A 19,809-nucleotide genomic window follows, 5' to 3' on the forward strand; every position below is an offset into this window, starting at 1 on the left:
CGGCTTGTAGAGAAGGCATTGCAGTCAGAGATGAATAATCATTTAGGATATGATAAATATTGTCATACTGATAGTGATAATGTTCGTAATGGTAGGAATGTAAAGAATCTAGTAACAAATAATGGAGTTGTAGAGATTGAGGTTCCAAGGGATAGAAGTAGTACATTTGAACCTGCATTAATTCCGAAGCGTCAAAGACGTATTGAAGGATTTGATGATAAAATAATATCATTATACGCTAAAGGAATGAGCTTATCTGATATTAAGATTCAAATGCAAGAATTGTATGGAGCTGACGTTAGCGAAAGTTTGATAAGTCAAATTACTGATGATGTAATTGAGGATGTCAAGATATGGCAAAGCCGACCATTGGATCGAGTATATGCTATAGTATTTTTTGACTGTTTAGTAGTAAAAGTACGTCAAGATAAACGAATTATCAATAAGTCTGTATATGTAGCATTAGGTATTGATTTATCTGGAAGGAAGGATATTTTAGGATTGTGGATCAGTGAAAATGAAGGAGCGAAATTTTGGCTTGGTAATTTTACTGAGATGAAGAACAGAGGTATGCAAGACATGCTTATTGCTTGCAGTGATAATTTAACCGGTATGTCTGAGGCAATAGAAGCAGTTTTTCCGAAAACCGAACATCAATTATGTATTGTACATCAGATTAGAAATAGTTTAAAATATGTATCATATAAAGACCGAAAAGAATTAGCGGCTGATTTAAAGCCTATATATACTGCTAGCACAGAGGAAGAAGCACATCTTGCTTTAGAATCTTTTGAAGCTAAATGGAGTAAACAGTATCCACAAATTGCTAAATCTTGGTATGTTCATTGGGAAAATTTAATGGTTTTTCTAGGATACCCTGAGGCGATAAGGAAAGTAATATACACAACTAATAGTGTAGAATCTGTCAATAGCCAATTACGTAAGGTTACTAAGAATAAACGGGTTTTTCCAAATGATAATGCCGTTTTTAAGACCTTGTATTTGGCAATTGATTATATGACCAAGAAATGGGTTATGCCGATTCCAAACTGGAACGCAGCTATGGCTCACTTTTTGATAAAATTTGAAGGTAGAATTTAAGCCCTATGAAAAATTTACACACTTAATTAGAAAGGCTCTTAGTAAAATCAATTATGTATAGAGACTGGATAAATACACCGTGTTAATTATTGCAATTGGTATTAGTTTTTTGCATATCCATTTTAGTACAATGATCAAGAACTCCTTTAATCATGCTACTTACTTCTGAAGAAGAACAAGTTTTTAGTTGGGAATAGATACAGGTGGAATTTTGATCGACATGCCAATAAATCATCACTCCACGTCCTTTGTAGCGTGTATGCCACTCAGTCATTAAATTTTGATCCCAGCTACTTACCTTAGTTGAATCACAAGCACAACCAGTTGTAGCAAAACCCCAAATCCTTGAATCTCTTGTTTCTAAAATTGCATTAACAACCTCAACTATCGCTTCCCTAACATTAGCTGTATTGATATCAGGAGTTTCGCACTTAGCAAAAAATATGTTAATCTAGCAAGAAAGAGTTTTAGTTAAGCATGGCAAGATCAAAATGTAGCAAAGACTTATATAAATCATTTTTACAAGCAAGTAGCGTAAGATATAGTGGTAAAGCATTATCTGAAGTAAGTCCAATAAACCTATCTCATGATAGTGCAAGTCGATGGTTAAATAGTAAGGATTTCCGCCCTAGCGGGATCTACAGAGAAGTGTCAAAATATATTGATAGGGAAGCTTCTTGTTTATTAGTGGGAGATGACACGTTATTGTCAAAGCAATACAGTAAGAAAATTGAGCTTGTACATTATCAATATTCTGGAGCTGTACATGATGTTATACCTGGTATAGGGATGGTCAACTTACTGCATTACAATGCTAAAACTGATCAATCTACCCCTGTAGATTATAGAATATATGATAAAGAAACTGATGGAAAAACAAAGAATGAGCATTTTTGTGATATGCTTACTTTAGCTAAGGAAAGAGGGATCAATCCTGATGCAGTAGTAATGGATGCGTGGTATAGCGGTTTGGAGAATTTGAAACATATACGTAATTTAGGTTGGACATGGGTTAGTAACCTAAGAAAAAATAGAAAAGTTAATCATAATGTTAGCTTAGAAAGTTTAGAGATTCCTGATGAGGGACTAAAAATTCACCTACGTGGATACGGTTGGGTTACGGTATTTAAGTTTGTGGCAAAAAATGGTCGCATTGATTACATAACAACTAACTTAGAAAATCCAACACGTGAACAAATAGAGAAAATTGTTAAGGCACGGTGGTCTATAGAAGTTTATCATCGAGAATTAAAACAAACTTGTGGTATTGAACGCTGTCAGGCACGCACGGGTCGAGCTCAGAGAAATCATATTTGCCTTGCCGTATTTGCTTGGCTCGATATGAACAAAAGGAGGATAAATGAAAAAATTACTTTATATCAACAAACTTGGGAAGTTATAAAAACATCAATTCAGAACAACATTAGATGCCTTTTAGCTGATTCGCAATTTTGCTAACTGCGAAACTCCTGGATATATCTCCTCTTAATATAACGTAAATCTGAATAATTTGTATCTTCATGAGCACTACTAATACGTTTTAATCCAGTATTACTACCAATAGCATATAAAGATAGTAGTAAGCGTTTCAGTAATTTAGATTGGCTGATGTTGCCCCTAGCAGCAACTGTCTGAAAATGGTTGGTAAAACCAATACGCAAGTCTGTTTCTTTTAGGATATCAATTAAGTTTATTGCTCCCCAACGTTTATTAATTACTTGTAATGTTATCAGATTACTAGGTTCAATTTGAGCATCGTATGGTGTTAACTTAATATGTCCATTAGTGCTATTCTTCGGAACAATGATTTTTACCTTATGGTTATCCCCGATACTATTATTAAATTGCTGTAAATGCTGATCTAAAGTATCTCGCAATGATTGGATGAATTCGTTACCATCTTTTGGTAATCCAAGTTTTTTGTAATAATATTCAGCATTATAGTCAAAATCTTTGGGTCAATCCTCTTCTGGATCACGGTAACGATACGCACCCTTAATCCATATTTGCTTACAATCTAGTAAATCATGCAATAGCTCTAAAATTGCCACTTCATAATTAAAGCGGTTGATTCTAACATTTTTAGCTTTAGTTACATCTTTTATTTCATTGTCTGCATTGTTTCCAGTGTTCTCCTCCTGTTCTTCTATTACCATAGACTGCAAGAATACGAAGAACGTATGAAATGCCTAAGGGATGATTTTAATTCAGAAGAGTTTGACCCCATATTAGTTGAATTTGGTGATCATAAATAAATTTACGTATGGATTGAAAATATCTCAATAACAACCAGCTGAAGCTGGTGGGTTGATATCTAGACTGGAAGTCGCTATTACTCTAAAGAGATATTACTAATGCCTGTGCTGTCTCTCTGATCCTAATTCTTATAAGTTACCCTGCAATACTTTTGTAGCGATATTTAGTGATCCAAACAACATGAAAGCGATGGTAAAATACAGTGTGGCTAGTCTTGTTATAATCTGTCATATATGATATTTTAATATACATAAGAGCTTGCTCTTATGTATATTAAAATATCATATATTCAAGTTATAGTGAATTGAAATATTAGAACAAGGACTGAAGTCTTTCCCAGCTGAAGCTGGGGGTTTTATAATGGACTGAAAAAATTAGACAAAGAAGCAGGTATTTTTGTTTCTCAATAAGTATAGAATAATAAATAAAATTAAAGAGAAACAAATGGGTAAAAAACAAATTAAAAATTTTAGTGCAGAAGCAAAAACTAAAATAGTATTAGAGATGTTAAAAGAAGAATCAACAATAGGTCAGTTATCGGTCAAATATGAAGTAACGGCTAAAACTATGCAAAACTGGAAACGACAATTTTTAGATAATGCGTCATTGGCATTTGAGCCAGCAAAAGCTGTTAGTGAGTACAAAGGGCAGATTAGTGAACTTAAGAATCAAAACGATGAACTTGCAAAAGCATTAGGTAAGGCTACAGTCGAGAGGGACTGGGCGGTGGGAAAGCTAAACAGCTTGGACTTATCAAATAAGAAAAGTCTTGTCGACCCCAAGCTGAGTACGTTAGCAAAGACAAGGCAATGTGAACTATTAAAGATAAGCAGATCTGGAGTATATTATAAAGCTAAAGTAATGAGCTTATATAATCTTGATATTTTAAATAGAATAGATGAAATATATACGGATAACCCTGAGTATGGTTATCGTTATATATACAAACAATTATTGGAAGACGGCTTTAATGTGGGCAGAGATAGGGTGCTTAAATATATGGGAATAATGGGTATAGAAGCTATTCATCCTCATAAAAAGCAATCTACTTCTGTGAAGGATGGTCAACATAAAATTTATAGCTATTTGCTTGAGCCGTACTGGCACAAATCAGGAACGAATAGAACTATTCATGTACCTTATGTTAATCAAGTGTGGAGTGGTGACATTACTTATATTAGAACTAACGGAGGATTTATGTATCTTGTGGCGATTATAGATTGGCATAGTAAGGCAATACTAAGTTATAAAGTATCTAATTCTATGGATGCATCACTTGTAACCGATGTATTAAAAGATGCACTGAATAAATACCCTGCACCACAAATATTCAATAGTGATCAGGGTAGTCAATATACTGGACATGAGCATACGGGAATTCTAAAAGAGAATAATATACAAATCTCAATGAACGGTAAGGGTAGAAGCATTGATAATATTGTGATTGAAAGATTTTTTAGAACTTTAAAATATAATTGTATATTTATAAATGATTTTAAAAATATCGCAGAACTTAAAGATGGTATTGATAAATACATGGATAAATATAACAATCAAAGATTCCATTCAAGTATTGGTTATAAAAAACCGATGAACGTGTATCTTGATTACTTACAAAATGCAGCTTAAAAATTATGTAAAATGGGAAACAAAATTAGTGAAAAATTTGTCTTGAAAAATCAGTCCAGTTTCTTTTAACCAAAAAGGTGACTATAAATGCAAAATAATTTATCCGAAAATAATATTCTTGGTAGCGATGTTTTTTTTACGTTAGATAGTGAGGAAATTATTTTAGCTAGTAGTAAGAATACTAAAGAAAATAGATTAGCATTTGCTGTAATGCTCAAGTTTTTTCAAGTAGAAGGACGATATCCAACTCCTAGCGATGTTATCCAGCAAACGATGATTAATAGCCTGGCTATGCAACTAGATTGCTGTGATATGAATCTTGATAATTATGATTGGCATAACAGAAGTTCAAAACGATTTCGTCAAGAAATTCGGTTATTATTAGACTATCGAAAAGCTAATATAGAGGATAGTAAAAAGTTAATTGATTGGCTAATAGAACACAGCTTACCACAAGTTCCAACATTACCGCAAATATTAGAGCAAGCCTATCAATTTTGTGGCAATCAGAGATTAGAACCATTTAAACCAAGGCAGTTAGATCGTTATATTGCTACGGCATGTTCTAGATTTGAGCGAAAGTTTTTCTTGGACATTTCTAAGCAGTTATCTATTGCCACAATAAAGTTAATAAATGAGTTATTACCTAAGAGTGATGAAATCAGTGATAATGAGGAGCAAAACAAGGAGGATAGTGAGGAAAGTAGGTTAGCAATAATAACATTAAGCTGTCTAAAGAAAGATATAGCCGGAGCTAAATTAAAAAATGTCAGTAACGAAATAGATAAGCTTAAGTGGTTAAGAAGATTGAGTTTACCTGAGAAATTAAACTCAGTTCCAAGAAAACTTAAGAAAAAATATTACACTAGGATTTGTGCTGAATTGCCAAGTGAGATTAGAAAACACCAGCCACAAATTTGTTATTCCACTATGGCAATATTTTGTCATGTTCGTTGTGAATTAATAACCGTTTATTGGCGATGTATCACCTTCAATTAGGCAAATCTTTTAAAGCCATATCTGCAATAGTGAAGTCACACTGGAAAACTGTGCAATCATGGCTCAGAAGATTTAGGAATCATGGTTTTGAAGGATTATTTGAATCACAAAGAAGCGGTGCCCCTAGGAAGATTAACACTATACAAGAGTCTGCTCTTTTTGATAAAATCAATACGCTCAGTGAAAGTAAAACTGGTGGGTATATACTGGAAAGGAACTACATATCATGTTACTTGAGGAATATGGTGCTAAATATGCGTTAAAAACAGTCTACAATACTATGCACCGCCTTGGTTTTAGCTGGATTACTTCTCGTTCAATGCATCCAAAGTCAAATCAAGAGACTCAAAATACATATAAAAAAACTTTCCAGATATGTTAACAGAATTATTACCAAAAAATATCGATAGATGTAAAGTTGATATATGGTCTCAGGATGAAACTCGAGTTGGGCAACAAGGTAGCTTAACTCGTATATGGGCTAAGCGTGGCACTAGACCCCGTAAAGTTCGGCAACAGCAATTCAATTTCAACATATATTTATGGAGCTGCTTGCCATGATACAGGAGAAGCTTTTGCATTAATTTTACCATATGCAAACACACAGGCAATGAATAAATTCTTAGAAGACCTTTCTCGCAGTATTCAAGGCAACCGACATATAGCTTTACTAACGGATAATGCAGGTTGGCACACAGCCAAAAAACTAACTGTGCCAAGCAATATCACTTTGATACCGCTTCCGCCCTATGCACCGGAACTTAATGCAATGGAACAAGTTTGGGAATGGATCAAGAATCATTACTTGTCTAACCAATGTTATGGTGTATATGAAGATATCGTCACTATGGCTTGTTACGCTTGGAATCAACTTGCTCATAATGTAGATTTAGTAAAATCAATTATGTATAGAGACTGGATAAATACACCGTGTTAATTATTGCAATTGGTATTATTATGCTATCCAAAGACTTTTAGGATGGCCAATTATACATCTTAAAAATTGTTCTGCTATTTTTCACAGTCCACCAATCGGACAAAGTCAATTATGGTCTATATGTGAACTAAGTTAACCTCAGGTTAGTTGTGAGGAGGAGATTTATGAGTAATATCAAAATTCGTTACTGTGCAATGGAGGACCTCTCTTGCATGTTGCCTCTCATGGAACAACTTGGCTATAAGGCATCAGAGGATAGAAAAATTGATCATTATTATGAAGTTATAGCCAAGAAAAAATAAGATAAACCTTGTTACAGGATATGTTATGAATATTCATTTTGAAAAAGCTAACTTATACCAATTGCAATAATTAGTCCGTCCGCCAAAAATATTTAAAGCCCCCCATAATCTATGATTGAATAAAATTTTTACAAAAAAAATTCTAATATTTGCACTAAAATTAAAAATTGTTTTCAATTTTATTGAAAAATTTCTGTTTTAGTAAAATTTTTACATGAGCTTATTGTTAACGATTTTTTTTAATCGTTTAGCAAGTTTTTTAATGATAATTTTTTTATGTAGAGTTAGGCATGATGTGTAAATGATTGGCAATACATCGTAAATTCAAACCTATAGCAGAGATTATTGGATTGATCACATCTCCTATCACACCCTTCAAGAAGTTTCTGCCCATCCTGCCATATTGTTTCAAATGCCCTATTATTGGTTCTATAGCACTGCGTCTCCTGATCATACACTTGTCTTCTTTCAATAACTTTTTCCGAGTTTTTGGGGTATATACCTTACTCTTCTCTTGAACATTGCTGATCTGTCAACAGTTTTCCGGACAGTTTGTTTAGGCACATTTTTGCATTTTCTCGTATTGTACAGGTGATAGATAGTCATTAGTTGAATGCATCCTTATACGATTATAAAATACTTCTATATATTCAAATATGGCATATTTTGCTTCCTCCCTAGTTTTAAATTTATATTGATAAATTAGTTCTGTTTTTATAGTGTGAAAAAAGCTTTCAGCAACAGCATTATCCCAACAATTTCCTTTACCGCTCATACTCTGTATAATACCATGTTGTTTTGTAAGTTTTGAATGGCTATCAGAACAATATTGACTACCTCTATCAGTATGCCAAATAAGTCCTTTAGGTGGTTTACGTTGCCATATTGCCATTAGCAGAGCATTATTAACTAAATCAGCTTTCATGTTACTATTCATTGACCACCCTATAATTTTCCTAGAAAATAGATCAATAACGGTTGCTAAGTACAGCCAACCTTCTTCAGTTGGAACATATGTGATGTCCCCAACCCAATAACAATTAGCAGCATAGACCTTGAACTTTCTATCCAATAAATTAGGAGCAACTTGCTTATTATGACTAGAATCAGTAGTTGCTTTAAATTTATGTTTGCTTTTACATACTAAACCAGCTTCATTCATTAGCCTTGCAATCCGCTTCCGACTAACAATTATACCGTGTCTAGATAGTTCCTTTTTAATGGGTCTAGATCCATAATTCCTTCTACCTTCTTGAAAAATTGTTTTAATCTTACAGGTTAAAGCATTATCTTCTTTGTCCCTATTGCATTCAGGGGTAGTTAACCATTCATAATAGCCACTACGTGATACTTTCATAAATTTGCACATAATCGCAGTTGAAAAATCACCTTTATGCTTCTTTATCCATGCGTACTTTATTGGGACTCTTTCGCAAAGTACGCGGCAGCCTTTTTTAATAGATCACGCTCCTGCGTTACCCTAGCTAAATCTTTCTTTAATCTTTTTAATTCATCATAGAGATGTTCATCTGTTCGCATTATTGATTCTTTAGGTTTGGAATATTTATCTACCCAAGTATATAGAGTATTTCTAGTAATACCTAACTCTTTAGCTGTTTGTGACACAGGTCGCTTGGACTCAATTGCTAATTTAACTGCTGACTCTTTAAATTCAGCCGGATAAACCTTTGGTTTGCTATTAGTCATTTTTGTACTTCCTTTCTGTTAATATTGTCTCCTATTAACTGTCCGGAAAACTATAACCACATCATGCTGCCAGTATAACCAAGATCAACAAACGATTTTTTTATCTTTATTCCAGTTACATTTTCTACCGCTTCAAAACTCTGCTGCAATGTATGACCATCATAAGGATTATTATGAAACGATTTTGCTGACAGTACAAAATTTCTACGACCACTGACTACTACCGCAACTTTATTGCCAAACTCATATGGCTTGTTTCGTTTTCCCTTCACTATACACTCTACCTCAGGGGCATGAAAACTATACAATATTTTATTCTGTTCTTTGTATTGCTTTTTCTCTTCTCTTTTTAAAACAGATTGGCTATGTATTTGTTTTACTTTTTTCAATACTTCTTGATCTCTGATAGATAAGTTTAATTTCTGATTTTTTATCTCACGCTCACATATTCTAACCAAACGACCAAGTAACGTTTTTAAATGCTTCATTATTTTCCAACGCTTCTTGGCTTTGCTATGCTCTTTATACTTCCAGAGCTTTATTATATCTCGCTTATAGGTTCTAGCGTAGGTTTCGTTTAAACTTATACCCAAACTTTGGCAAAGCTTCACAATACTAAGCCTAGCTTTATCCATTAAATAAACATCATGTGGGTGCTTGATATTCTTAATTTGTACCGTTGTATCAGCAATTATCAATTCCAAATCTTTTTTTTTAATTGTGTTAGTTCTTATTCCAACTCTTATCAACTCTGCTAATATCTCGTTATATCCAGATTCACCTAATAAATTACGAAATCTTCTTATGCTAGTTTCCGACATCGCTATATCTGTTTCTATATATTCCCACCCACAGAAATATTGCCAATACATGTTTTCTTTTAGTTCTTCCTCTGCTAATGAATCTGAAAAATTATACATTGCTTGTAGCATCGTTACACCAAGCATCACTCTATGACATTTTCTATTTCTACCAAATCTCTTAATAGAAACATTTTTTGATAACCATTCTTCTAGACCAGACCAATTTATTGTCCCACTTTGGGAGAAAAACCCCGCACTTGCAGTGCGTCGTTTCAACATAAATTTTAAATATCTTATCAAGAAAAGATAGGATATTTTTTAACAAAATCTTACACTTCACAGATATATTTTTTTGTGTTGTGACACTTTCTAAATGAGCCATACACAAATAGTTTCTAACTTTTAAGTTAGTACATACATGAGGCATTCATGCCGTAATATTAAGCTCTGCACTTGCAGTGCAGAGTGGTTAACTAGCATATTTTAACATTTTCTTATGGATTTCTTTATTATTTTCTGCCATTAAACCCTATTATCTATAAGACTTATAGAGTTTTGCCGGACAGACTAATTAACACGGTGTATTTATCCAGTCTCTATACATAATTGATTTTACTAAATCTACATTATGAGCAAGTTGATTCCAAGCGTAACAAGCCATAGTGACGATATCTTCATATACACCATAACATTGGTTAGACAAGTAATGATTCTTGATCCATTCCCAAACTTGTTCCATTGCATTAAGTTCCGGTGCATAGGGCGGAAGCGGTATCAAAGTGATATTGCTTGGCACAGTTAGTTTTTTGGCTGTGTGCCAACCTGCATTATCCGTTAGTAAAGCTATATGTCGGTTGCCTTGAATACTGCGAGAAAGGTCTTCTAAGAATTTATTCATTGCCTGTGTGTTTGCATATGGTAAAATTAATGCAAAAGCTTCTAATGAATTGCTGTTGCCGAACTTTACGGGGTCTAGTGCCACGCTTAGCCCATATACGAGTTAAGCTACCTTGTTGCCCAACTCGAGTTTCATCCTGAGACCATATATCAACTTTACATCTATCGATATTTTTTGCTAATAATTCTGTTAACATATCTGGAAAGTTTTTTTATATGTATTTTGAGTCTCTTGATTTGACTTTGGATGCATTGAACGAGAAGTAATCCAGCTAAAACCAAGGCGGTGCATAGTATTGTAGACTGTTTTTAAAGCACATTTAGCACCATATTCCTCAAATAACATGATATGTAACTCCTTTCCAGTTATATACCCACCAGTTTTACTTTCACTGAGCGTATTGATTTTATCAAAAAGAGCAGACTCTTGTATAGTGTTAATCTTCCTAGGGGCACCGCTTCTTTGTGATTCAAATAATCCTTCAAAACCATGATTCCTAAATCTTCTGAGCCATGATTGCATAGTTTTCCACTGTGACTTCACTATTGCAAATATGGCTTTAAAAGATTTGCCTAATTGAAGGTGATACATCGCCAATAAACGTATACGATTTCGACCATGCGGCTCATGTTTCATCATTTTTATAAAATCATGACCTTCAAAACCTTGCGGTAATATTAACCTAGCTATTTGATTACCTTTTATCAGTTAAAAACCCATTTTATAACACTGCGTTAATTATTGCAATTGGTATTAAGTCATAAAGACACTATTTTTAACTGGTTAAAAGAACCCCATGTTCAGGAATTTTGGGATAATAGCCAAGAACATAAAGATGATATTTTAAATTTCATCAACGGTCGTATAAAACCTTCAAGTTACGCAGATGGTCTATACACATATTGGATTGGGTGTATCTATAACGAACCTTATTGCTTGGTCATGACACTACAAGAAAAGCAGGAATATTCTATAGCACTACTCAAAAAAGCTTATCTTTCAAAGCATGGTCACACCTATAGCATGGATTATACCATTGGTAATATAGCCTATTTTGGCAAAGGATTAGGGGCAAAGACTTTAGAAGTATTTATTGATTTTATTAGAAGTAGTTATGATAGCCAAGTTGATACTTTTTTTATCGATCCAGATGTCACAAATCCAAGGGCTAGACATGTTTATGAAAAGGCAGGATTTAAATATATCGATGATTTTATTATGGAAGGAGATGGTGTATTTGCTGGACGCAAAACACATTTTTTAGTAAAGCGATTGTAATCAATGGTACAAATTAATACCAAAATAAAGAATACAGTAAAGTTTCAGGAAAATATTTTAATCCGGCTTGCTGAAACTACTGACATCTCATCATTTGTCGCTCTGTCATATAAAAAGCGTCGTGCTTATGAAAAAGTTCAGCCACAGTTTTGGAAATATGCCGGTCCTGAAGCTGAGAAATCTCAAAAGCAATGGTTCGAAGAGTTATTGAGGTTAGACGATCACATTATGCTAGCTGCAGTTTACAAAGAAAAAATATTAGGTTTCATCATCGGTAGATTAATGTCAGCACCAAAAGTCTATAACCCGGGTGGACTAACCCTTATGATCGATGATTTTTGTGTGGAAAGTAAACACGATTGGAATTCTATTGGTCAGAAATTGATTAAGGAAATCAAGAAACTCGCAAAAACTAAAAATGCTACTCAGTTTCTTGTCGTTTGTGGTGCATATGACGAACCCAAACGTAATTTCCTTAAAAGCATGGGCTTAACTGTAGCTTCTGAATGGTATGTGGGAAGAATTATGTGATTACAGGAATGAATCATGTTACTTTAGCTGTAGTTTGATCAGTCTTGTGAGTTTTTTCGTAATACTCTGCTGCTTTAAATAATTATTTTTTTAATATCATGGATTCACGTATTAAATGGTAATACTTGCGTTCGCCCGCCTCTTGTTTGTTGTTTCCATTCTTCAAATCATTATGGGTATACTCCCCAAATCTAACTTAAAACAATGGAAATCAGTTGTGTTTATTATGAATTGTATTATAATAAACTATTTAGAGGCTTTATTTTAACCTGGGGTTATCTTAAGGCACGAATATTACTGACTTTAAATTAACCTACTCCAATTCGGGATAAGAATTAGACTTACTGCATAAATCAAAGATAGTTGAGGGATTTTTAGGAGAAACGAAGCCGGCTACCTTCGCGTACACAGACGTACGTGAGGAGCGGAGGCGAGTTTCGACGACAAAATCACCAACTAGATTGACTTATGCAGTAAGTCTAATTCTTATCCCAAATTCGCGTGACTACGTGGGAATGACATCTTAGGTCATTAAACCGATGTCTTACATCGATATTTGAGGTTAAATTAGTAGATTTAAGGATGGTTATGTATAGAATTAACTTTATTATTATAATCTTATCTTTCATGCTTACAGGTTGTCTGCCAGCTGTTTTTACTGCAGCAACTACCTCTACTCTTGCAGTTGCAAAAGATCAATCAATTGCGGAGACAATTGATGACGTAAAAATAGCTACAAAAATCAAAGCTTCTTTTATAAAAAATAATTTCAGGGAATTATATACTAAGATTAAGGTTGAGGTAAATCAGGGTAGGGTACTACTGACTGGCATCATAGACAAAAAAGAAGATGCATTAAAAGCTGTAGAAATTGTGTGGGGTGAACAAGGAGTTCGTGAAGTTATTAACGAACTAATAATAGATAAAAAAAGTGATCATTTTGACTTAGTGCAATATACTAAAGATGCTATGATTACTAGCCAGATCAAGGCTAGAACTTTTGTTAACCGAGATATAAAATGGGTAAATTATACCATTGTTACAGTGAATGATATAGTATATATATTTGGTATAGCAAGGTCTGAGGAAGAATTAGAAAAAGTTACTTCTATTGCTTCCCAGATTAATGGTGTGGCAAGGGTTGTCTGTCATGTTAAAATAAAAGAAACTGAAGAAAATGATAATAAATAACCTCAATTCGATATAACTTGTCATATCAAATTCAGGTTAAATATGATATAAATGAAAGTGAAACTTAGATATATTCTTTTGTTGCTAGTTTATTGTATAGGGCTTAGCTCTTGCTCTACTAAGCCTAGTCTATATCGTAAATTATCGCAGGAAGATCCTAAAAATGTTCATTATAAGGGGCATTATAAGATAGGCAAAAAATATACTATCAAAGGTAAGACTTATAAGCCTAAGGAAGATATTAATTGCAACCAAGTAGGTGTAGCGTCTTGGTATGGTTCTAAGCATAAATTTCATGGGAAAAAAACAGCAAATGGTGATACATATAATAAACATATGCTAAGTGCAGCCCATCCTAGTTTGCCATTACCTAGTTTGGTTAAAGTGACTAACTTAAGTAATAATAAATCTCTTATTCTTATGGTTAATGATCGCGGTCCTTTTAAAAAGAACCGTATTATAGATGTTTCAGAAAAATCTGCTGAAATTTTAGGATTTAAAAAACAAGGTACAGCAAAGGTTAGAGTACAATATATGCATAAGGAGACTAAAGAATTTTTGAATAATATTGCTTTAAAGCCTAAGGAAAATTGTATTGCAAAAAAGAAAGTAGCCAATCCTAAATGTAGCGTTAATTGTCATATTAAATTAGTAAATCTAAAACATAAATTGGCAGTTAACCCTTGATGATTTTTGTATTATAGTGTATTCCCAAATTGGAAAACCAATTCTTCAAGCTTTTATAGGAGTATACATGATTGTTTTTGGGAAATATAAATTAAATAGTCCTCAGTATCTTGAGTCTTATAGGAAGATGTTGTTGCTTAGAAGATTCGAAGAAAAATGTGGGCAGTTTTATGGTATGGGTCTAATAGGTGGGTTTTGTCACTTATATATTGGACAAGAAGCGATAATTACTGGTGTGGATTTAGTAAAACAGCTTGGTGATAGTACTATTACCAGTTACAGGGATCATGCTCATATTATTTCAGCAGGGACTGAAGCAAAATACGTATTAGCAGAACTGATGGGTAAAGAGACTGGTTGCTCGAAAGGTAAGGGTGGTTCAATGCATCTGTTTGACGTAGAAAACAAATTTTACGGTGGACATGGTATTGTAGGGGCTCAAGTACCTATAGGTACAGGTCTAGCTTTTGCTGAGAAATATCGAAATACTAATAATATATGTTTTACTTTCTTGGGAGATGGGGCAGTTAATCAAGGTCAAGTATATGAAGCTTTTAATTTAGCGGCGTTATGGCACCTACCTGTAGTTTATATTATTGAAAATAATCAATATTCAATGGGTACTTCAGTAGCTCGTTCTACCTTTATGACTGACCTTTACAAGAAAGGGGAGTCATGTGGTATTACGGGATTTAGACTAAATGGTATGTCGTTAGAGTCAGTTTATGATTATGTTCGGCAGGCTGCGGAGTTTGTTAGAAATGATGGTGGCCCAATAATATTAGAAATGGATGCTTATCGTTACAGAGGACATTCAATGTCTGATCCAGGTAAATATCGTAGTAAGGAAGAAGTAGAAAACTATAAAGAACAGGACCCATTATCACAAGTGAAAAATATAATTTTGGCTAATAAATATGCTAGCGAAGAGCAATTAAAAGAAATTGAGAAAGAGGTTAAAGAGGTCATTGCAGAAGCAGTTGAGTTCTCAGAAAGATCGGCATTACCGAATGAAGAAGAGCTATATACGAATATTTACGTTGAATGAGTAGAAACATGTTACAAACGACAGTACGGGAAGCCTTACGTGCAGCAATGCAAGAAGAAATGTTAAGAGATAATAGAATCTTTATTATGGGAGAAGAAGTTGCTCAGTACCAAGGAGCGTATAAGATAACCCAAGGGTTATTAGAGCAATTTGGTTCAAAAAGGGTAATTGATACGCCAATAACAGAACATGGTTTTACTGGTGTGGCTATTGGAGCGGCATTTGCTGGGCTTCGTCCCATTGTTGAATTCATGACATTTAATTTTGCTATGCAAGCAATGGATCAAATAGTTAACTCTGCAGCTAAAACTCATTATATGTCTGGTGGAATTATTAAATGTCCAATAGTATTTCGTGGACCAAATGGGGCAGCAAGTCGAGTTGCTGCCCAACATAGTCACAATTATACAGCTTGTTATAGTCATATTCCGGGGCTTAAGGTAGTAGCTCCCTATAGTGCAGAAGATCACAAAGGGCTTCTAATGACTGCTATTCGTGACGATAACCCGGTTGTTTTTCTAGAAAATGAAATTCTCTATGGTCATAGTTTTGAAGTCCCAGAAATAATAGAACCAATTCCATTTGGTCAGGCTAAGAAACTTATTGAAGGTGATGATGTTACCATAGTAGCATTTTCCTTACAAGTTAAGTTGGCTTTAGATGCAGCAAATAGCTTGTATGATAGTGGTATTAACTGTGAGGTAATCGACCTAAGAACTATCAAGCCCTTAGATATAGAAACTATATTAGAGTCGGTTAAAAAAACTAATCGGTTGGTTGTTATAGAGGAAGGCTGGTTTTTTGCAGGTGTTGGTGCAACTATAGCTAGTATGGTAATGAACCAAGCATTTGATTATCTAGATGCTCCTATAGAGATTATCTCGGGTAAGGATGTTCCTCTACCATATGCTATTAATCTAGAGAAATTAGCACTGCCAACTATAGAAGATGTTATTAGTGCTGTGAAGAAAGTGTGTTATACTAGCTAGACTTCAAGAATTAAGGTCGTCAGTTTAACCACTACCGATATCGTTCCCGCATGGATCACTAGTATGTTATTCCCTCGTAGGCGGAAATCCATAATATCTAATAGCCTTTGCAGGCTATTTTTTGGATTCCCGCTTTTAGCTAGGAATGGCATCTTTCTGGGCTCTGTACAAATAAGTGTGTAAATTTTTCAAAGGTTATATAAAAATATAATATAACAAAAGGAGAAATTATAATGCACCAAAAACAAAATGAAGCAATGAATCAAGCGATAGATTTATTAATAAATAATGATACAGATATATCAACATTACTTAAAGAGGATGGTTTATTGTCCCACTTTGGGAGAAAAACCCCGCACTTGCAGTGCGTCGTTTCAACATAAATTTTAAATATCTTATCAAGAAAAGATAAGAATGAATCATACAGATATTTTTTAACAAAATCTTACACTTCACAGATATATTCTTTTTGTGTTGTGACACTTTCTAAATGAGCCATATACAAATAGTTTCTAACTTTTAAGTTAGTACATACATTAGGCATTCATGCCGTAATATTAAGCTCTGCACTTGCAGTGCAGAGTGGTTAACTAAAACAATTAATCAAACGGCTTGTAGAGAAGGCATTGCAGTCAGAGATGAATAATCACTTAGGATATGATAAATATTGTCATACTGATAGTGATAATGTTCGTAATGGTAGGAATGTAAAGAATCTAGTAACAAATAATGGAGTTGTAGAGATTGAGGTTCCAAGGGATAGAAGTAGTACATTTGAACCTGCATTAATTCCGAAGCGTCAAAGACGTATTGAAGGATTTGATGATAAAATAATATCGTTATACGCTAAAGGAATGAGCTTATCTGATATTAAGATTCAAATGCAAGAATTGTATGGAGCTGACGTTAGCGAAAGTTTAATAAGTCAAATTACTGATGATGTAATTGAGGATGTCAAGATATGGCAAAGCCGACCATTGGATCGAGTATATGCTATAGTATTTTTTGACTGTTTAGTAGTAAAAGTACGTCAAGATAAACGAATTATCAATAAGTCTGTATATGTAGCATTAGGTATTGATTTATGTGGAAGGAAGGATATTTTAGGATTGTGGATCAGTGAAAATGAAGGAGCGAAATTTTGGCTTGGTAATTTTACTGAGATGAAGAACAGAGGTATGCAAGACATGCTTATTGCTTGCAGTGATAATTTAACCGGTATGTCTGAGTCAATAGAAGCAGTTTTTCCGAAAACCGAACATCAATTATGTATTGTACATCAGATTAGAAATAGTTTAAAATATGTATCATATAAAGACCGAAAAGAATTAGCGTCTGATTTAAAGCCTATATATACTGCTAGCACGGAGGAAGAAGCACATCTTGCTTTAGAATCTTTTGAAGCTAAATGGAGTAAACAGTATCCACAAATTGCTAAATCTTGGTATGTTCATTGGGAAAATTTAATGGTTTTTCTAGGATACCCTGAGGCGATAAGGAAAGTAATATACACAACTAATAGTGTAGAATCTGTCAATAGCCAATTACGTAAGGTTACTAAGAATAAACGGGTTTTTCCAAATGATAATGCTGTTTTTAAGACCTTATATTTGGCAATTGATTATATGACCAAGAAATGGGTTATGCCGATTCCAAACTGGAACGCAGCTATGGCTCACTTTTTGATAAAATTTGAAGGTAGAATTTAAGCCCTATGAAAAATTTACACACTTAATTAGAAAGACTCTCTTTCTGCCATTTAATAGTTTGGTGATGTATTTAGTAATATACTAATAATTTGGTCGATAAGATCAGAGTTAGTACTAATATAATCTTCAGTTAACTTTAATAACTCAAGCAGATTGGCTTTAGAAGCATTATCCATAGCACTTGTCTTTTTATCAAGCTCAAATTGTAGGCGGCAGGAATTACCATAAATTTCCCCTAATTCAGCATTATACAAACCTTGAGCTTGCATCATTTCGCTAATCAAATTAGCTTTTAGTATCCAACCAATAACCCCTGATTTACATAAATCTTTCGACTCTATGCCTAGTTTTGTCAATCCTGTATCAAGTGATATGAGTACGATATCTTTTTGAGTTAGTGTATCATCTAGTTCATAAGCTAAATTAGCAGCTGTCAACTCAGGATTACTGGCAAACATACCCCCATCTACTTGATAACTGCTGTTATTATACGCATTAGTTAGAAGCTTTGGTGCAAAGAATATAGGGGCAGCACTGCTAGCTGCTGCAATATTACTTATCAAAAAATCATTATTAGGGTCTTTAAGTGCCTGCTTTCTAGTCCACACCTGTGGTAAATTAGTATCCAAATTATAGGAAGTAACAGCCGTAGGGCTTATTAGTTGGCTCATCCTAGTATTACCAAAAAGCCCTATTAATATCTTGTCATATTGACTCCAATCGTATTTTGGTCCCCAAAGACCAAAACCAGCATATATTTTTCTAAACATGGAAGCGTAAAAAATATCTTTAGACTTTTGCATATATAGATCTAAAATGTCAGAAGCTTTATATTTTGGCTGTCCTGATTCATTAGGTGTAGCGAGAGCTAACACCACAAGTCCACCTGTAGAAGTACCTACCATAAGGTCGAATAACTCACTGGCAGGTTTACCACTTCGATTTTCAAACTCTGCAACAATACGTGCTGGTATAATACCCTTAACCCCACCGCCATCTATTGATAGTATTCTAACAGCTTTCTTCTTATTTTTAAGAATAGATATATTTTTTGTTACTAAAGGACATGAGTTGGCAGAAATTACAGGAGAGTCCTTTTTGCTATATACTGCTCGTAAATGAAGAGTTGAATGAAGAGAAGAAAGAAGCTAGAATATGATAATGGGAGATATTTTAACATCTGAACAAAGAACGGGACTGAAGTCACGTCATGGTAATGAACGAGATAGGAGAGTATGTGACCGAATTAAGGCAGTTTTGCTGTATGATAAAGGTTGGAGCTATGGAGAAATAGCAGAAGCATTGCTGTTAAGTAAAGAAGCTATAAGAAAGCATGTAAGAGATTATCAAAAATTTAATAAATTAGAGACAGCTAATGGTGGTAGTGCAAGTAAGCTAAGTGAGCTAGAAGAGAAGGAGTTAATAGAGCATTTAGAAATATGTAATTATGTTTATGCCAAAGATATCAGTAATTACATAGAAGAAAAATACGGTGTTAGCTATACAATAGCAGGAGTAACAAAGCTATTAAGGAGATTAGGCTTTGTATATAAAAAGCCAAAGATCGTACCCGGCAAGCTTGATGTAGATAAGCAAGAACTATTTAAGCTAGAATATAGTTTATTGTCCCACTTTGGGAGAAAAACCCCGCACTTGCAGTGCGTCGTTTCAACATAAATTTTAAATATCTTATCAAGAAAAGATGAGCCTTTCTAATTAAGTGTGTAAATTTTTCATAGGGCTT

28 protein-coding genes and 3 pseudogenes are annotated in these 19,809 nt (G+C 34.0%); 18 read left to right on the forward strand and 13 right to left on the reverse strand.

The window, feature by feature from the left end:
• Window positions 1-30 precede the first annotated feature (30 nt).
• Window positions 31-1,101 carry an IS256 family transposase gene (locus AAHN00_RS06575; protein ID WP_342272467.1) on the forward strand — a complete coding sequence of 357 codons (1,071 nt, stop codon included), beginning with the start codon at window positions 31-33 and terminating at the stop codon, window positions 1,099-1,101.
• A gap of 109 nt (window positions 1,102-1,210) precedes the next feature.
• Here AAHN00_RS06575 and AAHN00_RS06580 read toward each other — a convergent pair.
• Window positions 1,211-1,516: pseudogene (locus tag AAHN00_RS06580) on the reverse strand (Tn3 family transposase); the annotation flags it as partial.
• Window positions 1,517-1,578: 62 nt separating this feature from the next.
• Between AAHN00_RS06580 and AAHN00_RS06585 the strand changes: the two are divergent.
• Window positions 1,579-2,559 (forward strand): transposase, encoded by a 981-nt coding sequence (locus AAHN00_RS06585; RefSeq protein ID WP_342271025.1) that lies wholly within the window; start codon window positions 1,579-1,581, stop codon window positions 2,557-2,559.
• Here AAHN00_RS06585 and AAHN00_RS06590 read toward each other — a convergent pair.
• Together AAHN00_RS06590 and AAHN00_RS06595 are read right to left on the reverse strand one after the other, a co-directional pair.
• Complete coding sequence (locus AAHN00_RS06590; RefSeq protein WP_342272468.1) at window positions 2,556-2,978, reverse strand: Tn3 family transposase; 423 nt, start codon at window positions 2,976-2,978, stop codon at window positions 2,556-2,558. The two genes, AAHN00_RS06585 and AAHN00_RS06590, sit on opposite strands and share 4 nt — an antisense overlap.
• 81 nt (window positions 2,979-3,059) lie before the next feature.
• Complete coding sequence (locus tag AAHN00_RS06595) at window positions 3,060-3,257, reverse strand: hypothetical protein (protein WP_342272469.1); 198 nt, start codon at window positions 3,255-3,257, stop codon at window positions 3,060-3,062.
• 544 nt (window positions 3,258-3,801) lie between these two features.
• Between AAHN00_RS06595 and AAHN00_RS06600 the strand changes: the two genes are divergently transcribed.
• From AAHN00_RS06600 to AAHN00_RS06630, 7 genes are all read left to right on the forward strand, one after another.
• On the forward strand, window positions 3,802-4,986 hold the full coding sequence (locus AAHN00_RS06600) for an IS3 family transposase (protein WP_342270912.1): 1,185 nt from the start codon (window positions 3,802-3,804) through the stop codon (window positions 4,984-4,986).
• Between the two features lie 87 nt (window positions 4,987-5,073).
• The gene (locus AAHN00_RS06605) at window positions 5,074-5,985 is read left to right on the forward strand and encodes a DUF4158 domain-containing protein (protein WP_342272470.1); all 912 of its coding nucleotides are present in this window, start codon (window positions 5,074-5,076) and stop codon (window positions 5,983-5,985) included.
• Complete coding sequence (locus tag AAHN00_RS06610) at window positions 5,967-6,248, forward strand: helix-turn-helix domain-containing protein (RefSeq protein ID WP_342272471.1); 282 nt, start codon at window positions 5,967-5,969, stop codon at window positions 6,246-6,248. The genes AAHN00_RS06605 and AAHN00_RS06610 overlap by 19 nt, the downstream gene beginning before the upstream one ends.
• Window positions 6,212-6,367, forward strand: a complete 156-nt coding sequence (locus tag AAHN00_RS06615) for a winged helix-turn-helix domain-containing protein (protein ID WP_342272472.1) — start codon at window positions 6,212-6,214, stop codon at window positions 6,365-6,367. The genes AAHN00_RS06610 and AAHN00_RS06615 overlap by 37 nt, the downstream gene beginning before the upstream one ends.
• Entirely contained in the window at window positions 6,361-6,546 is a 186-nt protein-coding gene (locus AAHN00_RS06620; RefSeq protein ID WP_342271847.1) for a hypothetical protein, read from the forward strand. The genes AAHN00_RS06615 and AAHN00_RS06620 overlap by 7 nt, the downstream gene beginning before the upstream one ends.
• Window positions 6,473-6,922, forward strand: coding sequence for a transposase (locus AAHN00_RS06625; RefSeq protein WP_342271848.1), 450 nt, complete (start codon window positions 6,473-6,475; stop codon window positions 6,920-6,922). Before AAHN00_RS06620 ends, AAHN00_RS06625 begins: the two co-directional genes overlap by 74 nt.
• Before the next feature lie 164 nt (window positions 6,923-7,086).
• Window positions 7,087-7,224 (forward strand): hypothetical protein, encoded by a 138-nt coding sequence (locus AAHN00_RS06630; protein ID WP_342272473.1) that lies wholly within the window; start codon window positions 7,087-7,089, stop codon window positions 7,222-7,224.
• 310 nt (window positions 7,225-7,534) lie between these two features.
• On the opposite strand, the pseudogene AAHN00_RS06635 reads toward AAHN00_RS06630, so the two are convergent.
• The 8 genes and pseudogenes from AAHN00_RS06635 to AAHN00_RS06670 form a co-directional block, all read right to left on the reverse strand.
• Window positions 7,535-7,678, reverse strand: a pseudogene (locus AAHN00_RS06635) (IS5/IS1182 family transposase); the annotation flags it as partial.
• Between the two features lie 102 nt (window positions 7,679-7,780).
• Window positions 7,781-8,683, reverse strand: a complete 903-nt coding sequence (locus tag AAHN00_RS06640) for an IS3 family transposase (protein WP_342272567.1) — start codon at window positions 8,681-8,683, stop codon at window positions 7,781-7,783.
• Entirely contained in the window at window positions 8,641-8,931 is a 291-nt protein-coding gene (locus AAHN00_RS06645) for a transposase (RefSeq protein WP_342270937.1), read from the reverse strand. The genes AAHN00_RS06640 and AAHN00_RS06645 overlap by 43 nt, the downstream gene beginning before the upstream one ends.
• 50 nt (window positions 8,932-8,981) lie before the next feature.
• Complete coding sequence (locus AAHN00_RS06650) at window positions 8,982-10,010, reverse strand: IS5 family transposase (protein ID WP_342272601.1); 1,029 nt, start codon at window positions 10,008-10,010, stop codon at window positions 8,982-8,984.
• Window positions 9,913-10,116: a hypothetical protein gene (locus AAHN00_RS06655; RefSeq protein WP_342270887.1), complete on the reverse strand. Its 204-nt coding sequence runs from the start codon at window positions 10,114-10,116 to the stop codon at window positions 9,913-9,915. Before AAHN00_RS06655 ends, AAHN00_RS06650 begins: the two co-directional genes overlap by 98 nt.
• Before the next feature lie 189 nt (window positions 10,117-10,305).
• Window positions 10,306-10,716: a transposase gene (locus tag AAHN00_RS06660; protein ID WP_342272474.1), complete on the reverse strand. Its 411-nt coding sequence runs from the start codon at window positions 10,714-10,716 to the stop codon at window positions 10,306-10,308.
• Complete coding sequence (locus AAHN00_RS06665) at window positions 10,625-10,828, reverse strand: hypothetical protein (RefSeq protein ID WP_342272475.1); 204 nt, start codon at window positions 10,826-10,828, stop codon at window positions 10,625-10,627. Before AAHN00_RS06665 ends, AAHN00_RS06660 begins: the two co-directional genes overlap by 92 nt.
• The gene (locus AAHN00_RS06670; RefSeq protein WP_342272476.1) at window positions 10,822-11,271 is read right to left on the reverse strand and encodes a helix-turn-helix domain-containing protein; all 450 of its coding nucleotides are present in this window, start codon (window positions 11,269-11,271) and stop codon (window positions 10,822-10,824) included. Before AAHN00_RS06670 ends, AAHN00_RS06665 begins: the two co-directional genes overlap by 7 nt.
• A 102-nt stretch (window positions 11,272-11,373) precedes the next feature.
• On the opposite strand from AAHN00_RS06670, the gene AAHN00_RS06675 reads away from it, so the two are divergent.
• The 7 genes and pseudogenes from AAHN00_RS06675 (at window position 11,374) to AAHN00_RS06705 (ending at window position 16,739) form a co-directional block, all read left to right on the forward strand.
• Entirely contained in the window at window positions 11,374-11,910 is a 537-nt protein-coding gene (locus AAHN00_RS06675) for a GNAT family N-acetyltransferase (protein ID WP_342272477.1), read from the forward strand.
• Between the two features lie 3 nt (window positions 11,911-11,913).
• On the forward strand, window positions 11,914-12,441 hold the full coding sequence (locus tag AAHN00_RS06680) for a GNAT family N-acetyltransferase (RefSeq protein ID WP_341755914.1): 528 nt from the start codon (window positions 11,914-11,916) through the stop codon (window positions 12,439-12,441).
• A gap of 588 nt (window positions 12,442-13,029) precedes the next feature.
• Window positions 13,030-13,632 carry a BON domain-containing protein gene (locus AAHN00_RS06685; RefSeq protein WP_410521420.1) on the forward strand — a complete coding sequence of 201 codons (603 nt, stop codon included), beginning with the start codon at window positions 13,030-13,032 and terminating at the stop codon, window positions 13,630-13,632.
• A gap of 72 nt (window positions 13,633-13,704) precedes the next feature.
• Window positions 13,705-14,319, forward strand: a pseudogene (locus AAHN00_RS06690) (septal ring lytic transglycosylase RlpA family protein); the annotation flags it as partial.
• A gap of 67 nt (window positions 14,320-14,386) precedes the next feature.
• Window positions 14,387-15,367, forward strand: a complete 981-nt coding sequence (gene pdhA / locus AAHN00_RS06695) for a pyruvate dehydrogenase (acetyl-transferring) E1 component subunit alpha (protein WP_342272479.1) — start codon at window positions 14,387-14,389, stop codon at window positions 15,365-15,367.
• 8 nt (window positions 15,368-15,375) lie between these two features.
• Window positions 15,376-16,356 (forward strand): pyruvate dehydrogenase complex E1 component subunit beta, encoded by a 981-nt coding sequence (locus AAHN00_RS06700; RefSeq protein WP_342272480.1) that lies wholly within the window; start codon window positions 15,376-15,378, stop codon window positions 16,354-16,356.
• A 233-nt stretch (window positions 16,357-16,589) separates the two neighbouring features.
• Window positions 16,590-16,739: a hypothetical protein gene (locus AAHN00_RS06705; RefSeq protein ID WP_342272481.1), complete on the forward strand. Its 150-nt coding sequence runs from the start codon at window positions 16,590-16,592 to the stop codon at window positions 16,737-16,739.
• On the opposite strand, the gene AAHN00_RS06710 is transcribed toward AAHN00_RS06705, so the two are convergent.
• Window positions 16,669-16,839: a hypothetical protein gene (locus AAHN00_RS06710; RefSeq protein ID WP_342272482.1), complete on the reverse strand. Its 171-nt coding sequence runs from the start codon at window positions 16,837-16,839 to the stop codon at window positions 16,669-16,671. The genes AAHN00_RS06705 and AAHN00_RS06710 overlap by 71 nt on opposite strands.
• A gap of 119 nt (window positions 16,840-16,958) precedes the next feature.
• On the opposite strand from AAHN00_RS06710, the gene AAHN00_RS06715 reads away from it, so the two are divergent.
• Window positions 16,959-18,065, forward strand: coding sequence for an IS256 family transposase (locus AAHN00_RS06715; protein ID WP_342272602.1), 1,107 nt, complete (start codon window positions 16,959-16,961; stop codon window positions 18,063-18,065).
• A gap of 50 nt (window positions 18,066-18,115) precedes the next feature.
• On the opposite strand, the gene AAHN00_RS06720 is transcribed toward AAHN00_RS06715, so the two are convergent.
• Window positions 18,116-19,147: a patatin-like phospholipase family protein gene (locus AAHN00_RS06720; RefSeq protein WP_342272603.1), complete on the reverse strand. Its 1,032-nt coding sequence runs from the start codon at window positions 19,145-19,147 to the stop codon at window positions 18,116-18,118.
• Between the two features lie 79 nt (window positions 19,148-19,226).
• Between AAHN00_RS06720 and AAHN00_RS06725 the strand changes: the two genes are divergently transcribed.
• Complete coding sequence (locus tag AAHN00_RS06725) at window positions 19,227-19,742, forward strand: helix-turn-helix domain-containing protein (protein ID WP_342272483.1); 516 nt, start codon at window positions 19,227-19,229, stop codon at window positions 19,740-19,742.
• Window positions 19,743-19,809: the final 67 nt, after the last annotated feature.

It is taken from the genome of Candidatus Tisiphia endosymbiont of Parasteatoda lunata, from assembly GCF_964030955.1.
Lineage (GTDB): Bacteria > Pseudomonadota > Alphaproteobacteria > Rickettsiales > Rickettsiaceae > Tisiphia.